This is a genomic window from Candidatus Portiera aleyrodidarum (genome assembly GCF_000953295.1).
GTDB classification, from domain to species: Bacteria; Pseudomonadota; Gammaproteobacteria; order Johnevansiales; family Johnevansiaceae; genus Portiera; species Portiera aleyrodidarum_A.
This window is the reverse complement of the sequence record NZ_LN649255.1, coordinates 256568-273370: the sequence shown is the minus strand read 5'-3', so window position 1 is coordinate 273370 and position 16803 is coordinate 256568. Positions and strand designations below refer to the sequence as shown.

The following is a 16803-nucleotide window of genomic DNA, read 5'->3' as shown; positions in this document are numbered from 1 at the left end:
AAACCTTTTTCTTTATGGTAATAATGATTTTACATTAATTGGTTTTTTTTCTTTTTTACCAGATCCTTTATTTTTACCATTAATAGATATTCCTGTAATTTCATAAAAATTATAATAATGATCTTTTCCTGTACCAGAAATTAATAAATCTTCTTTTTCAAAAACTAAATCTTTACGTTTGTATTCCCCTAATTCAAAATCAGGGGTTAACTGAATAGCTGAAGTTGGACAAGCTTCTTCACATAAACCACAAAAAATACACCGCGAAAAATTAATTCTAAAAAATATAGGATACCAACTTCCATCTTTTCGTTCACATTTTTGTAAAAATATACAATCAACAGGACAGACTACTGCACAAAGATTACAAGCAACACATCGTTCTTTCCCATTATTATTTCTAGTTAATACAATCCGACCTCTAAATCGTGGTGCTAAATATACAGATTCTTCTGGATATTGTAATGTTACTCTTTTTTTAAATGAATGTAAAAATATTATATAAATAGTACGAAAAATACTAAAAATTGAATTTATTAATTTTATTATCATTTTTTATGTATTATAATATAAAATTATACTGCTTGTTATTAGTAAATTTATTAAATTTAAAGGTAAACAATATTTCCAACCAAATTTCATTACTTGATCATATCTTGGTCTTGGTATAGAAGCACGAATAATAATAAATAATATAAGAAAAAAAAAGATTTTAAAAATAAACCATAAAAATGAAGGGAAATTTGAATTAAGATAACCACCAAAAAATAAATTTACAATTAAAATAGAAATAAAAATAATATTAACATATTCGGAAATAAAAAAGATACCCCATTTCATACCGGAATATTCTATATGATATCCATCAGCTAATTCTTGTTCAGATTCTGGTTGATCAAAAGGATGTCTATGTGTTACAGCTATTCCAGAAATTAAAAAAGTAATAAATCCTATTATTTGAGATATTATGAACCATAAATGTTGGTTTTGATATTCAATAATATTCATTATATTAAACGATCCTGAAATAGAAACTAGGCCCATCAAAGAAAGACCTATAAATACCTCATAAGAAATTGATTGAGCTGAAGCTCTAATTGCACCTATTAAAGCATATTTATTACAACTAGAATATCCAGCAAAAAGAATTGAATATACATTAAGACCAGCCAAAGCTAAAAAAAATAATATTCCAACATTATTTAAATCAGTTTCAAAAAATAACTTTTTAAGTGGTAATATAATAAAAGACAAAAATATAGTTAATAAAGATATTATTGGGGCTAAACAAAATAATTTCTTATCTGAAAAAGGCGGAATCCAATCTTCTTTAAATATAATTTTAATAACATCAGCTATAAATTGTAAGATCCCAAAATAACCTACGCGGTTTGGTCCATATCTATCTTGCCATAAACCTAAAGCTTTACGTTCTATAAAACTCATGAAAGCACCAATTATAAATATAAAAACTATAACGATAGTAGTTTGTATTATATTATTCATCATAATTTTATTTTTTTATTATAAACTTAACCCACATACCAAATATTTCTATTGGTATCCCATTAATACCAAAAGGCAAACCTATTATCCCATTACGCATATTATTAGTACTTTTAATTATAATTTTTAATTCAATATCATTAATAACTGCTTGAATTTTAGATTCTGGAATTAACTTTAGCAAAATTATATCATGTTTATTTATCCTTATATAAGGCTTTGGAATACATTTTTTTATAGAACTAGTTACCGCACTATTTTCTTCACTACCTAATAAATGATATATAGGTATAACTTGCCATTTTTTATTTTTGATTTTATAAAAGTTAGTATTAAAATAAGATAAGTCATTTTTCATCTTACAATAATTTATTAACTTTATTCCAGGATTACCAGCATATAAATTTACACCAACTTCATTTTGAAATTTGTTCCATGCTTGAGTAGAATTCCATCCTGGATACCAAGCAAAAGCTATTTCAGAACAATTAATATAATTATAACCTTCAGTTGAAAACGTAAAATTTGTATCGATATCATTAGGAATGTTTTTTTCATTTATTTGGATATTAGAATTAATAGCTGCTCGCCCACTTACCCTATGAGTTAACCGTGCTAATTTTTTTATTTTTATTTTTAAATTTGATAATTTTAATATCTTACTTAAAATAGGATTATATTTAGAACATACTTTTATTACATCATTTAGATGTATCCATTCTAATTTACAATTTTTAAGTGCTATTTTTAAAGCATGTAGCCATCTCCAGCTTTCTTTAGTTAATTCTCCAGTCCTATAATAACTTGGTTCATAAACTTTAAAAAATCTTTGCGCTCTACCTTCATAATTTATTAATGTACCATTACCTTCAGCTAGAGTAGCTGCAGGTAAAATAACATTAGCATTTTCAAATGTTATATTTCTTTGATAATCAATTAGAATAACTTTTTTATTTTTTAAAGCACTAAAAACTAAAGATGATTTAATACGACGATAAATATTATTTTCTAATATTATTACTGCATCAGCTTTATTTTTTATAAGCTTATTTATTGCCCAATTTAAAGAATTACTGCCTAACATAGTAACACCAAGACTATTAGATTCATTAGGAGTTAAAACTATAGAACCATTTTTATTTAAAAAATTTAAAGCACGAGATATATTATAAGCAGATTTTAAAATTAAAGAATATTTAAGTGAACAACCACTAATAATTAATGGTCTTTTTGAACATCGTAATTTTTTTAAAATTTTTAATAAAATTTTTTTATTTTTATTATAAAATGATTCTAACTTTATTTTTGGTGCGTTCTGATCTATGAAATTAGCGATAGCAAATCCAAATATTGCAATTTCTTCTTTTGTACAAATAACTTTTTCATAAGCTATCTCATCTAATTTTGTTTTATTTGTTGTAAACATATATATAGGATTTTTATACCCATTATAAAATTTCTGAACAGAATTAAGATCCCATTCAGGAATCTTATATTTTTTTGCAATATTAAAAGATGTTCTTTTAGCAGATTGACGTACAGCCAATGCAATTCTTGCTGAAACTTGAGTAAGATCTTCACCTAATATAATGATTAGGTCATGAGATTCTATATCACTTATTGAAGAAGAAGGTAAAGCACCTTTATATAAAATATCTATAATTAATTTTAAACATTCTAATTCATTTTTTTCAATCCCATTAGAAAAATTTTTTTTTCCAACTAAATTACATAAAGCAAAATTACTTTCTATACTTGCTCTTGGAGATCCTATCCCAATAATTCTATAAGCTGTCCTTAACATATCAGCACTATAATCAATAGCTATATCTATTGATGTAATAGGATTTTTATTTATATAAGGTATCCGATTTCGATTTACACTATTTATATAACCATACCCAAACCGGCCTCTATCACATATAAAGTAATTATTTATTTTACTATTATAACGATTTTCTATTTTACGAATTTTCCCATACCGTTCACCTATATTGATATTACAACCACAAGAACATCCATTACAAATACTTGGGGCATATTGTAAATCCCATTTTCTCGCATAATGTAAAGAATATTGTTTATCTGTAAATACACCCGTTGGACATATTTCTATTAAATTTCCAGAAAATTCATTTTCTAATTTCCCATTACTAACCCTCCCAAAATATAAATTATTTTTACTACCAAATACTTCTAAATCTTTACCACCTGCATAATCTTTATAAAATCTTATACAACGATAACAAGTAATACATCTATTCATTTCATGATTTATAAAAGGCCCTATATATTGATTTTTATGAGTTCTTTTATAAAATTTATATCTTCTAATATTATGTTTTAACATAACAGTCATATCTTGAAGATGACATTGACCCCCTTCTTCGCATACAGGGCAGTCATGCGGGTGATTTATCATCATTAATTCAATTATTTTAGAACGACTATCCTTCGATTCTTTATCTTTTGTAGATATAAAGTCATATTTTTTTACTTTTGTCATACAGGAAATAATAAAATGACCAATTGTATCATCTCTCTTATTGTATCTTTTAATTATACATTGCCGACATGAACCTACACTGCCCAACTTTGGATGCCAACAAAAATAAGGTATATCAATTCCAAAAGATAAACATATTTCTAATAAATTTTTCTTATTATTTTTTATTTTATAATCTTTATTATCTACATTTAATATTGTCATAATTAAACCATTAATTTATCAAATTCATTACGAAAATATTTTATTGCACTAATTAAAGGTTCTGCTGCGCCTGGTCCGTGCCCACAAAAAGTTTTCCCATTAGTTAATTGTCTTGTTAAATCTATTAATATATCAATATCTTTATATTTTCCTTTATTATTTTCTAAATTTTTTAATATATTAACAATCCATGGTAAGCCCTCACGACAAGGTGAACACCATCCACAAGATTCTCTATAAAAAAATTTTTCTATGTTTTTTAAAAAAGATACTATCTTAATAGTATTATCAATAGCTAATAATATTGCAGTTCCAATTCGGGTTCCTAATTTCAGTATTCCATTCGAGCACATCTGGACTTTCAAATGTTGAGGTAACAAAATTCCTGTACTAGCCCCTCCAGGTTGCCAAGCTTTTAATTTATAACCATTAATCATTCCAAAAGCATAATCTTCAAATATTTCCATAGCAGTTATACCCATTGGCAATTCCCATAATCCTGGATTTTTTAATTTACCTGAAAATCCCATAAGTTTTGTCCCATTATCTTCTGATCCAGGTAAACATAATTTATGATACCAGTTAACACCATTGGTTATAATAGAAGGAATATTACATAACGTTTCAACATTATTTACTACGGTTGGTTTCCCCCATACCCCAATTTGACCTGGAAATGGTGGTTTATTTCTAGGATTTGCTCTATATCCTTCTAAAGAATTAATTAATGCAGTTTCTTCACCACAAATATATCTTCCAGCACCAGAATGTATAAATATATCAAAAGAAAAATCAGACTTTAAAATATTTTTACCTAGAAAATTTTTATTACGAGCTTCTTTTATAGCAATATTAATAATATTAATTGCATCAATATATTCTCCTCTTATAAAAATATAACCTTTATTAGAATTATTTGCGTACGCTGCAATTATCATACCTTCTATTAATAAATGAGGTTCTTGTTCTAATAATAACCTATCTTTGTAAGTATTAGGTTCCATTTCATCAGCATTACATAATAAAAAAGTTTTTACATTTTTTTTATTAGTTAAACTCCATTTTATACCTGTTATAAAACCAGCTCCTCCTCTACCTTTTAACCCAGAACTTTTTATTTGTTTTATTACTTCTTCTGGAGTTAATTCTTTTAAAGTACGTTTAATTGCTAGATATCCATCTTTTTTTATATATTCTTTTAACCAAATTGTATTACCTTCTTTATTTAATCTCCAAGTTAACGGATGAGTTTCTTTTGATTTTTTTATTAAATTAGCTGTACCAAAAGAAGGAAGACGTTTATTTCTCATTATTTATAAAGCTCCAATATCTTACTTATATTTTTTTTTATTAAATTATAATAAATATCTTTATTAATCATTATATTTGGTGATTTATCACAATTACCTAAGCAACATATTGGCAATAAGGTAAACCGTTTATCATTAGTTGTTTCTCCCATAATTATTCCTAATTCTTTTTTTAATTTCTGATAAATAATTTCAGAGCCATTTATATAACAAGTAATACTATCACATAAAAAAATTATATTATTACCAACCGGTTTTCTATAAATTAAACTATAAAATGTAGCGATACTATCTAATTCCGTTGGATTTATTCCTATTAACTTTGCAATTTCATTAATAATTTTATCTGATATCCATCCTCTATATTTTTGTACTATTTTTAAAGCACCAATTGAAGCAGCTTTACTATTTTTATAGTTATTTTTTTCAATAATAATTTCTGTTATTTCTTCTTTACTTAAATTTTTTTTTTTATTTTTTAATTTAGATTTATTTTTTTTTATTAAATAAATTTCCATAATTTCTTCCATTTATATAATTTTTTATTTTAACGATCTACATCAGCCATTACAAAATCAATACTTGCAATATGAGCAATCAGATCTGGGATATATGCTCCTTGCATTATTGAGGATATATGTTGTAAGTGAGAATAACTAGGAGTACGTATTCTAGTACGATAACTTGTTGTATTACCATCAGATATCAAATAATAACTATTAATTCCTTTAGTTGCTTCTATCATTTGGAACGTTTCATTTGGTTTAATTATTGGTCCCCAAGAAATTTGTAAAAAATGTGTTATTAAAGTTTCTATATTTTTTAACATATTTTTTCTATTAGGAGGAATAACTAAAGGATGTTCGATTTTTATATTTCCTTCTGGTATATTATTTATACATTGTTTTATAATACGTAAACTTTGATACATTTCTTCAACTCTAATATTTGCTCTATCAAACACATCTCCATTAATCCCAATAGGTATATCAAAATCTAAATTTTCATAACCTGAATAAGGTCTATTTTTTCTTACATCAAAATTAAAACCAGTAGCTCTTAAATTTGGTCCAGTAATACCCCATTCTAATGCTTCTGATGTTGTATAAGATGCAATAAATTTAGTCCGTTTTCGTAATATGTAATTATTCATCATCGCTTTTTTATATTCTTTAAGTCTTTTATTTATCCAATTAATAAAATTTTTTATTAATTTACACCATCCTTTTGGTAAATCATGAGCTAAACCACCTATACGAAACCAGGCTGGGTGCATACGAAAACCTGTTATTGATTCTATTATTTCGTAACATTTCTGTCTATCTGTAAACGTAAAAAAAACTGTACTCATTGCACCTAAATCTTGTAAAAAAGTACCTAAAAATAATAAATGTGAATTTATTCTAAATATTTCCATCATGATAATACGTATTACTTTTGTTTTTTCAGTAACATTTATTTTTGCAAGTTTTTCAATTGCTAAGATATAAGGTAAATTATTTATTACTCCACCAGTATAATCAATACGATCAGTATAAGGTATATAACTATGCCATGTTTGCCGTTCTGCCATTTTTTCTGCCCCACGATGATGAAACCCAATATCAGGTATACATTTTAATATTTTTTCTCCATAAATTTGTAATATTATTCTAAAAGCCCCATGAGCAGAAGGATGATTAGGGCCAAAATTTAAAAACATATTATTTTTATTTTTTGAAAAACCCCATTCTTCAGCAATAAAACATAATGAAGATTGTTCTTTATCTTGATTATACCGATCAATATTTAAAATCTTAAATTCAGAGGCACGTGATGGGTAATCTTTACGTAATGGGTATCCTTTCCAATTTAAAGGCATCAAAATTCTTCTTAAATTTGGATGTCCATAAAATTTAATTCCAAACATATCATATACTTCTCGTTCATACCAATTAGCATTTGGCCATATCTTAACAATAGAAGGTAATAATAATTTTTGTTCTCCTAAACCGACTTTTATTAGTAAATCATAATTTTTTTTAAAAGATAACAAATGATAAAATATTGTAAAATCTGAATTTGGTAAATTTTTTCTATTATTTCTTAATCTTTCATCTATACAATTTAAATCAAACAACATATCAAATTTTTCATTTCCATAACGTAAAAATTTCATTATCTCAAATAATTTATAAGGTTTGACCCATATCACTGGCATACCCATAATAGTATTTTGTGAATATAAAATATTTTTTTTCCCAAACTTTAAATATAATAATTTTAATATAATTTGTTCATGTTTTTTTAATTTTTTTTTATTAAATCTCATTGTTCTTACGTAATTTTTTTGTTTTAATATAATTTTTATGTTTTATTTGTTTTTGATTAGGCATTTCATCCTTATAGACTTTTTGATCACCTAATACCCAAGATAATGGACGACTTTCTTTAGTAATTGAATTTTGTAATAACTGTAAACCTTGTAAAAAAGCTTCAGGTCTAGGTGGGCAGCCAGGTATATAAAGATCTACTGGTAAAAATTTATCAACTCCTTGTACAACTGAATAACTATCATACATCCCACCTGAATTTGCACAAGAACCCATTGATATAACCCATTTTGGCTCTAACAGTTGATCATATAAATGTTGGATAACTGGTACCATTTTTATAAAACAAGTTCCAGCAATTACCATTAAATCAGATTGTCTTGGGGAAGATCTAATAACTTCTGATCCAAATCTTGAGATATCATGAGGTGATGTAAAAGAAGTTGTCATTTCTACATAACAACAAGATAAGCCAAAATTAAAAGGCCATATAGAATTTTTTCTTCCCCAAGTTATTAATAAATTAGAAACTTTTTTTAGTTTACAGAAAAGAATATTATTTTTTATTTGTTCTATTAATATATATTTCATATATATTCTCCATTTTTAATCAAATATCTCATTACATATATCATATAATAATCCTATTAATAATATAAATATAAATATTATTATCCCTATAAAACCTTGCCATCCTAATTCTCTAATTGCAATTGCCCAACAAAATAAAAATATAACTTCTAAATCAAATATCACAAATAATATTGCTAAAATATAAAATTTTGCAAAGTAATTGATTTTTTTTATTGACCCAATAGAAATTATGCCAGATTCGAAAGGTATTTCTTTATTTGGTGACCAACTATACCCACCTAAAAAATATGAAATAATATTTATTATTAATATTAATATTGTTGTTATTATAAAAAAAAGAAATAAATTATTCATTTATATAAAATCTATCCCATCTGGTTTTTTTATTTATAAAAGAATTTTCAAAAACATAATCATTAGGATTATTAATTAATGATTTTTTAAATCCTAAATTTTTTAAATATTCTGATATTTCTTTTAACATATTTTTATTACCACATAACATTAATCTATCAGAATTTAAATTAAAAAAAGGTAATTTTAATTCTTTAAATAATTTTCCTTTAATAATAATTTCAGTAATTCTACCTTGATTTATATAATTTTCACGAGTAATTGTTGGATAATAAATTAATTTTTTTTTTATTTTTTTTTTTAAATTTTTTTTATAAAAAATTTTTTTATTAATAAATTTTTTATATGCTAATTCATTTATATAACTTACTCCATGTATTAAAATAATTTTTTTAAACCGACAATATAATATTGGATCTTGTATTAAACTTATAAATGGTGCTAAGCCAGTCCCAGTAGCTAATAGAAATAAACTTTTCCCACTTTTTATATTATCAATTGTTAATGTTCCTGTAGATTTTTTACTTATTAATATATAATCACCAATTTTTATATTTTTTAATAATGATGTAAATTTACCATTTTCTATTTTTATTGAAAAAAATTCAAGATAATTAGAATAATTAGGACTTACTAATGAATATGCTCTTATTATTAACTTAAAATCTTTATTTATATTTAAACCAATAATTAAAAATTGCCCATTTTTAACCCGTAAGTTTTTATTTTTTGTTGTATAAAAACTAAATAAATTCTTATTCCAATGAAAAACATTTAAAATTTTTTCAATATAGAATTTTTTCAAAACTTTCTCCAATCTAAATTATTTATTTAAAAAATCGTTAATTATGATACTAGCGGCTATCCCATCTAAATTTTTTTTCGTATAGAATATTTCTTCTTTAGCAAGATATTTAGCTTCATAAGTTGAAATCCGTTCATCTACCAGGTGATATGGTAAAGAATATTTTTTTTTTAATTCTTTTCCAAATTTTCTAGATAATAAACTCATTTTAGACTCAGTATTATCTATATTTATTGGCAACCCAACTAATAATAAATCAGGTATCCAATTTTTTATTAATTTAGAAATTTTATCCCAATTTGGTTTACCATTTATAGATGAAATAGTTTTTAGTATAGTAATAGTATTAATTATATTATTACCTAATGCTATACCTATTTTTTTTATCCCATAATCAAAAGCCATAATAATTTTCTTATTCATTTTTTTATTTTAAAAAAAGTTTATACGCTATATTTTTACTTTCTTTCCAATATCTATACCCTATTTTGTCTAAATTTTTTTCTAATTTTTTTATTTTATTTTTATATAATTGTATAGCTATTAAAACACGACCATACGCATACCCATAATTTCGGTAATGAAATAAAGAAATATTAAAAATTTCAGGTAAACTATTTAAAAATTTTATTAAAGCACCTGGCTTTTCTGGAAATTCAAAACAATATAATTCTTCTTTATAATTATTTTTCTTTGTATAACTTTTAAAGTTTCCTCCAATAAAATAACGAATATGTAATTTTATTAATTCATTATAACTCATATCTTTAACTAAAAAATTAGCATTACGTATATTCTTTATTATATTTTTTTTATCTTCAATACCTGGAATAATTTTTAAACCTATTAATATATTTGCTTTACTTTTATTAAAGTAACGATAATTTAACTCAGTAAACATTTTATTTTTACCTATTATATTACATAAGTTTTTTAAACTACCTATTGATTCTGGTATTTTTATCGCTAATATTAATTCTTTATTTTCTCCTAAAGCTGTTCTGTTTGCTATATATTGTAATTTCTCAAAATTAATATTTGCTCCAGTATTTATACAAATTAAAGTTTTATTTATAATTTTTTTTTTTATTATATATTTTTTTAATCCAGCTAAAGATAAAGCTCCTGAAACTTCTGCTAAAGCTCTTGTATTTTCAAACATATCTTTTATTGCAGAACACATTTCATCTATATTAACAGTGATAATCTCATCTATAATATTTTTTATTAATTTAAAAGGTTTATTACCAATCCGAGATACTGCCACTCCTTCCGCAAACATATCTAAAGTATTTAATGTAATTGGATAACCAAATTTTATTGCTTCTTTTAAACAAGCAGAATCTTCAGGCTCGACACCTATTATTTTTATTTTAGGACGTAAATATTTTATATATGCTGTAATTCCTGCAATTAATCCTCCTCCACCAACAGGAACAAATATTGCATAAATTTTATTTTTATATTGTTTTAAAAGTTCCATTGCTAAAGTTCCTTGTCCTGCAATTACTTCGGTATTATCAAATGGAGGAATATAAGTATATCCATATTTATTAACTAAATTTAATGCATATTTTAAAGATGAATTAAAATTATTACCTTTTATTAATACTTCAGAACCGATAGCTTGTACAGATAAAACTTTAATTTCAGGTGTTATTTTAGGCATAACAATAATAGATTTAATACCTAATTTTTTTGCAGATAAAGCGACACCTTGCGCATGGTTGCCTGCAGAAGCTGTAATTACTCCTTTCTTTATTTTATTTTTAGATAGTTTAATCATACAATTATATGCGCCTCTAATTTTAAAAGAAAATATTTGTTGTAAATCTTCACGTTTTATAAAAATCTTGTTTTTTAAAATTTTTGAAAGTAAAGGTGTAAAAGATAAAGGTGTAAATTTAGCAAGTTCATATACTTTTGAATTAAGTATTTTTTTTACATAAAGTTCTAAACTAGGATTAGATTTTATTTTTTTCATATTTCTTATTATATATATTTATAAATAATATAGTAAATAAATTATTTTTTTTATATAATAAACAATATGAAAATAACTTTTAATACTTTTGAAAAGTTAATATTTAAATTAAAAAATTATTGGTTAAAATTTGGTTGTATAATTATACAACCTTTAGATATAGAAGTAGGAGCAGCTACATTTCATCCTTTTACTTTTTTTAATTCTATAAATAAAAAAAAAGAAATTATTAAAACGTGTTATATACAAGCTTGTAGAAGACCTAAAGATGGTAGATATGGAAATAAAACAAATAGATTACAACATTATTACCAATTTCAAGTGATTTTTAAACCTTCACCAAAAAATTTTCAAAAAATTTATTTAAATTCTTTAAAAGATTTAGGTATAAATTTAAAAATAAATGATCTAAAATTTATAGAAGATAATTGGGAATCACCTAGTTTAGGTGCTTGGGGTTTAGGTTGGGAAGTTTGGTTAAATAATATAGAAATTACACAAATTACTTATTTTCAACAAATAGGAGGGATAGATTGTTATCCTGTTACAGGTGAAATTACTTATGGTCTAGAAAGAATAGCTATGCATTTACAAGAACTAGATAATATTTATGATATAAAATGGAATAATAATATAACTTATGGTGAAATTTTTTTTAAAAATGAAAAAGAACAATCAAATTATAATTTAAATTTTTTAAATAAAAGAATTTTATTAAAAAAATTTATAAATTATGAGAAAGATTGTATAAATTTATTAAAAAAAAATTTAATAATACCTGCTTATGAAAAATTATTAAAATCATCACATATTTTAAATTTATTAGATTCTTGTAATGTTATAGATTTTTTAGAAAAAAAAATATATATATATCGTGTCAGGTCTATGGCTTGTAAAATTGCAAAAAAATATATAAAAACAAATATATAAAAATTAGAAAAAATTATAAAATATAATGAATAACTTACTTATTGAAATTGGGTTTGAGGATTTACCAAATAATTATCATAATCTTCTTAATAATTTTATAAAAAATTTAAGAACTAATTTTTATAAAGAATATTTTTCTTTTAAAAGTATTAAGATTTTTACAACTTCTAAACGTATTGCATTATTAATTAATAATATTCTTTCTAAAAAAGAATTAGTTTATAAAAAAGAATTATATATAAAAAATATAATACAAATTTCTTTAAATATATTATTAAATAATAAATCAAACTTTCAAAAAATGAGATGGGGAAAAAATAATTATAAATTTATAAGACCTGTAAATTGGTTATTAGTATTATTTAATAATGATGTCATAAAAATAAACTTATTCAATTTTATTTCAAATAGAAAATCTTATGGACATGTAATACATTATAATAAAGAGATTATATTAAATAATAGTAATGAATATTTATTAAAATTAAAATATCCAGGTTATACACTTGTTGATTTTAATTATAGACTTGAAATTATTAGGAATATGATTTTATATCTTGCTAAAAAAAATAATTTATTAGTAAATTTAGATAAAAAGATATTAGTATATATTGCTAAGTTAGTAGAATGGCCAGTAGCTATGATTATAACTTTTAATAAAATTTTTAAAAAATTACCTAAAGAAATATTAATATTTCTTATAAAAGATAAAAAAAAAAGTTTTAATTTATTTTATAAAAAAAACTTGATAACAAATAAATATATTATTATTGTTAATTTAAATACTTTAAATAAACATAAATTAATATTAAATAATGAAAAAAATATTAATATTTTTTTTAATGATATTTTATTTTTTTTATTATATGATTTTAAAAAAAAATTATATGAAAGATATAAAGATTTAGAATTAGTAATTTTTCAATATAAATTAGGTAGTTTAGCTGATAAAACTCGTAGAATTATAAATTCTATAAAAAAATATATTCTATATATAGGGGGGAATCTAAAACTTGCTATAAGATCTGCATATTTATCAAAATGTGATTTTATTACATCTTTTGTTAAAGAATTTAATTTTTTTAAAGGGTTTATTGGTTCTTATTATTCTTTTATAAACAAAGAAAAAAAAGAAGTTTATAAAACAATCTATCAACAATATTTACCAAATAAATATAATAATTTATTACCGTATACTAAAGAAGGAATATCTTTATCATTATCAAATAAATTTGATGATTTAATAGGTTATTTTTATATAGGTTATATACCCAGCAGTAGTGCAGATATTTTTTTTACAAGAAGAATAGCATATAGAATATTAAAAATTATTATTTTTAATGAATATAATTTAGATTTATTTTTATTAATTAATTATTCTATTTCTCAATATAATAACTATATTTTAAATAAAAATATTTTTATAAAACAAATATTAAAGTTTTTATTGGAAAAAATAATATATTTAATAAAAAAAAATAATATGAATAAAAAAATATATTTTTCTATAAAATCTACAAGTTTTTGTCCATATGATTTATTTAGACGTATTAAAAATATAAATTTTTTATTAAATAAAAAAAAACTTATATATAAAATAATTTTTTTAAATAAAAGAATTATTAATTTTATAAAAAAATATAAAAATTTATATAAAACTTTATTTCTATTTAAAAAAGTAAATATTAAATTTTTTAAAAAAAATCTAGAATATAATTTATTTAATTCAATTAATTTTTATATAAATAATTTTTATTATTTAATAAAAAAAGGAATTTGTAATTATAAAGATATATTTTTTTATATATATCTTATATATAAAAAAACAAATTATTTTATAAATAATATAAAAATTTTTAGAACTAAAAATATTTTTTCTAAAAATAATATTTTATTATTAATATATATAAACAATATCTTTATAACTCTAGCTGATTTTATAGGCCTAGTAGGATTTGAACCTACAACCAAAGGATTATGAGTCCTCTGCTCTAACCTATTGAGCTATAAGCCTAATAATATCTTTATCATATATCAAGATTAGCAATTAATGCATTACTTTTTATAAAAGTTCTCCTTGGTTTAACTTTATCACCCATTAAGCTGTTGAAAATTAAATTTGCTTTTAAAATGTTTTTTATAGTTATTTTTAATATTATTCTTTTTAATGGGTTCATTGTCGTCTCCCATAATTGCTTAGGGTTCATTTCTCCTAATCCTTTATATCTTTGTATATTAAGATTTTTATATAAAAATTTATTAATTATATAAAGAATTAAATCATATATATTATAAAAGATTTTTTGTTTATTTTTAAAAAATAAATAAATTTTATTTTTAAAATTATTTAATTTATTTATTTGTTTTTTTAATTTTATTAATAATAAATATTTTTTAGATTTAAAAAAAAATTTATTTTTTAGAATATTCTTATCGTTTATCAAAGAAATATTTTTATAATATATATCATTAAAATAATTTTTTTCTATTTTTTTTAAAAAAATTAATTTTTTTAAATTATTTATTTTTAATTTTTTTGAAAATTTATAAAACTTAATATAAAATAAAAGTATTTTTTTTATACATATTTTTTTTTTATTAATTAAAATTTTTATTTCTTTTAAACATATATTAATTATATTTTTATTTAAATCTTTTTCATTTTTTATATAAATTTCTTTTTTTTCATATTTTAATTTAAACAAAGGTGGTTTAGCTATATAAATATAACCTTTTTCAATAATTTTTGGCATATATCTAAAGAAAAAAGTTAATAATAATGTTCTAATATGTGATCCATCAACATCTGCATCTGTCATAATAATTATTGTATGATATCTTAATTTTTTTATATTAAATTCTTTTTCTCCAATTCCACAACCTAATGCCGTGATTAATGTACTTATTTCATTTGAATATATTATTTTTTCAAAACCTGATTTTTCTACATTTATTATTTTACCTTTTAATGGTAAAATTGCCTGTGTACGTCTATCTCTACCTTGTTTAGCTGAACCTCCAGCTGAATCACCTTCAACTATATATAATTCAGATTTTTTTGGATTATTTTCTTGACAATCTGATAATTTACCTGGTAATTTAGTAATATCTAAATCAATTCTTTTTTTTGCAAATTCTCTTGCTTTACGTGATTCATATCTTATTTTTGCAGAATTAAGAATTTTATTTATAATATTTTTTGATTCTTTAGGATGTTCTAATAAATAATTAGAAAAATTTTTATTTAATTCTTTTTCTACAGCTATTTTTATTTCTGATGAAATTAATTTATTTTTTGTTTGTGAAGAAAATTTTGGATTTTGCATTTTTATTGCTATTATTGCTGTTATTCCTTCTTTTATATCTTCACTATTTATATTATATTTATTTTTTATTTTTTCATTTTCAATGTAAAGTTTAAAACTTTTAGTCAATGCTGTACGAAAACCCATTAAATGAGAACCCCCATCATTTTGTGGTATATTATTTGTATAACATTTTAATATTTCATTATAAGAATTATTCCATTGTATTGCTATTTCAATATATATATTCTTTTCTGTTTTTGTTTTTAAATAAAATATAGGACATATTGTATTTTCATTTTTATTAAGTAATTTTATTAAAGATTTTATTCCGCCTTCATTAAAAAATAAGATTTTTTTTTCTTTTTTTATTAAAAGTAGTTTTAGTTTGTTATTTAAATAAGATAATTCTTCTAATCTTTTATATATATAATTATAATTAAATTTTGTATTTATAAATATTTTTTTTGAAGGTTTAAAAATTATTTTTGTTCCTGTTTTTTTTGTTTTACCAAAAATTTTTAATGGCTTTAAAGGGATACCATTAAAATAAATTTGTTTGTAGATTTTATTATTTCTATAAATAAATAATATAATATATTCAGATAAAGCATTTACAACAGATAAACCCACCCCATGTAACCCTCCTGAAATTTTATAAGATTTATTATCAAATTTTCCCCCAGCATGTAATACTGTCATTATTATTTCAGCTGCAGATCTTCCTTCAGAATGTATATCAATAGGTATTCCTCTTCCATTATCTTCAATTTTTATTATATGATTTTTAATAATCTTAATAATTATTTTATTACAATAACCAGCTAAATATTCATCAATAGAGTTATCAATAATTTCAAAAATCATATGATGTAAACCAGTCCCATCATCTGTATTACCAATATACATACCAGGTCTTTTTTTTACAGGATCTAAACCTTTTAATATTTTTATATTATATGAATTATATGAAGAATTAGACATGTTTTTAAT

Annotated in this window: 14 protein-coding genes and 1 tRNA gene; 2 read left to right on the top strand and 13 right to left on the bottom strand. The window is 21.9% G+C overall.

The features are described 5' to 3' along the window. Positions 1–12: 12 nt before the first annotated feature. Genes nuoI through ilvA form a run of 11 tightly spaced genes read right to left on the bottom strand, consistent with a single transcriptional unit; the run spans position 13 to position 11575 of the window. The gene (nuoI, locus tag PAD_RS01480; RefSeq protein WP_219848680.1) at positions 13–552 is read right to left on the bottom strand and encodes an NADH-quinone oxidoreductase subunit NuoI; all 540 of its coding nucleotides are present in this window, start codon (positions 550–552) and stop codon (positions 13–15) included. 3 nt (positions 553–555) lie between these two features. Further along, the gene (gene nuoH, locus PAD_RS01475) at positions 556–1506 is read right to left on the bottom strand and encodes an NADH-quinone oxidoreductase subunit NuoH (protein WP_219848679.1); all 951 of its coding nucleotides are present in this window, start codon (positions 1504–1506) and stop codon (positions 556–558) included. Between the two features lie 7 nt (positions 1507–1513). Then, the gene (gene nuoG, locus PAD_RS01470; protein WP_219848678.1) at positions 1514–4216 is read right to left on the bottom strand and encodes an NADH-quinone oxidoreductase subunit NuoG; all 2703 of its coding nucleotides are present in this window, start codon (positions 4214–4216) and stop codon (positions 1514–1516) included. Positions 4217–4218: 2 nt separating this feature from the next. Further along, positions 4219–5526: an NADH-quinone oxidoreductase subunit NuoF gene (gene nuoF / locus PAD_RS01465; RefSeq protein ID WP_308726230.1), complete on the bottom strand. Its 1308-nt coding sequence runs from the start codon at positions 5524–5526 to the stop codon at positions 4219–4221. Beyond that, positions 5526–6056 (bottom strand): NADH-quinone oxidoreductase subunit NuoE, encoded by a 531-nt coding sequence (gene nuoE / locus PAD_RS01460; protein WP_258172084.1) that lies wholly within the window; start codon positions 6054–6056, stop codon positions 5526–5528. The genes nuoF and nuoE overlap by 1 nt, the downstream gene beginning before the upstream one ends. A gap of 17 nt (positions 6057–6073) precedes the next feature. Further along, complete coding sequence (gene nuoC, locus PAD_RS01455; protein WP_219848677.1) at positions 6074–7837, bottom strand: NADH-quinone oxidoreductase subunit C/D; 1764 nt, start codon at positions 7835–7837, stop codon at positions 6074–6076. Beyond that, complete coding sequence (locus PAD_RS01450) at positions 7827–8429, bottom strand: NuoB/complex I 20 kDa subunit family protein (RefSeq protein ID WP_219848676.1); 603 nt, start codon at positions 8427–8429, stop codon at positions 7827–7829. The genes nuoC and PAD_RS01450 overlap by 11 nt, the downstream gene beginning before the upstream one ends. A 15-nt stretch (positions 8430–8444) precedes the next feature. After that, entirely contained in the window at positions 8445–8786 is a 342-nt protein-coding gene (ndhC, locus tag PAD_RS01445) for an NADH-quinone oxidoreductase subunit A (protein ID WP_219848675.1), read from the bottom strand. Further along, the gene (locus tag PAD_RS01440) at positions 8779–9591 is read right to left on the bottom strand and encodes a ferredoxin--NADP reductase (protein WP_219848674.1); all 813 of its coding nucleotides are present in this window, start codon (positions 9589–9591) and stop codon (positions 8779–8781) included. Before PAD_RS01440 ends, ndhC begins: the two co-directional genes overlap by 8 nt. Positions 9592–9609: 18 nt before the next feature. Then, positions 9610–10014, bottom strand: coding sequence for a Holliday junction resolvase RuvX (ruvX, locus tag PAD_RS01435; RefSeq protein WP_219848673.1), 405 nt, complete (start codon positions 10012–10014; stop codon positions 9610–9612). 4 nt (positions 10015–10018) lie between these two features. After that, complete coding sequence (gene ilvA / locus PAD_RS01430) at positions 10019–11575, bottom strand: threonine ammonia-lyase, biosynthetic (RefSeq protein WP_219848672.1); 1557 nt, start codon at positions 11573–11575, stop codon at positions 10019–10021. A gap of 66 nt (positions 11576–11641) precedes the next feature. On the opposite strand from ilvA, the gene PAD_RS01425 reads away from it, so the two are divergent. Both PAD_RS01425 and glyS read left to right on the top strand, forming a co-directional pair. Then, the gene (locus tag PAD_RS01425) at positions 11642–12505 is read left to right on the top strand and encodes a glycine--tRNA ligase subunit alpha (protein WP_219848671.1); all 864 of its coding nucleotides are present in this window, start codon (positions 11642–11644) and stop codon (positions 12503–12505) included. Between the two features lie 25 nt (positions 12506–12530). Continuing rightward, positions 12531–14486: a glycine--tRNA ligase subunit beta gene (gene glyS, locus PAD_RS01420; RefSeq protein WP_219848833.1), complete on the top strand. Its 1956-nt coding sequence runs from the start codon at positions 12531–12533 to the stop codon at positions 14484–14486. On the opposite strand, the gene PAD_RS01415 is transcribed toward glyS, so the two are convergent. Together PAD_RS01415 and PAD_RS01410 are read right to left on the bottom strand one after the other, a co-directional pair. Further along, positions 14446–14519, bottom strand: a tRNA-Ile gene (locus tag PAD_RS01415). The genes glyS and PAD_RS01415 overlap by 41 nt on opposite strands. 13 nt (positions 14520–14532) lie before the next feature. After that, positions 14533–16794 (bottom strand): DNA gyrase subunit B, encoded by a 2262-nt coding sequence (locus PAD_RS01410; protein WP_219848670.1) that lies wholly within the window; start codon positions 16792–16794, stop codon positions 14533–14535. Between the last annotated feature and the right edge of the window lie 9 nt (positions 16795–16803).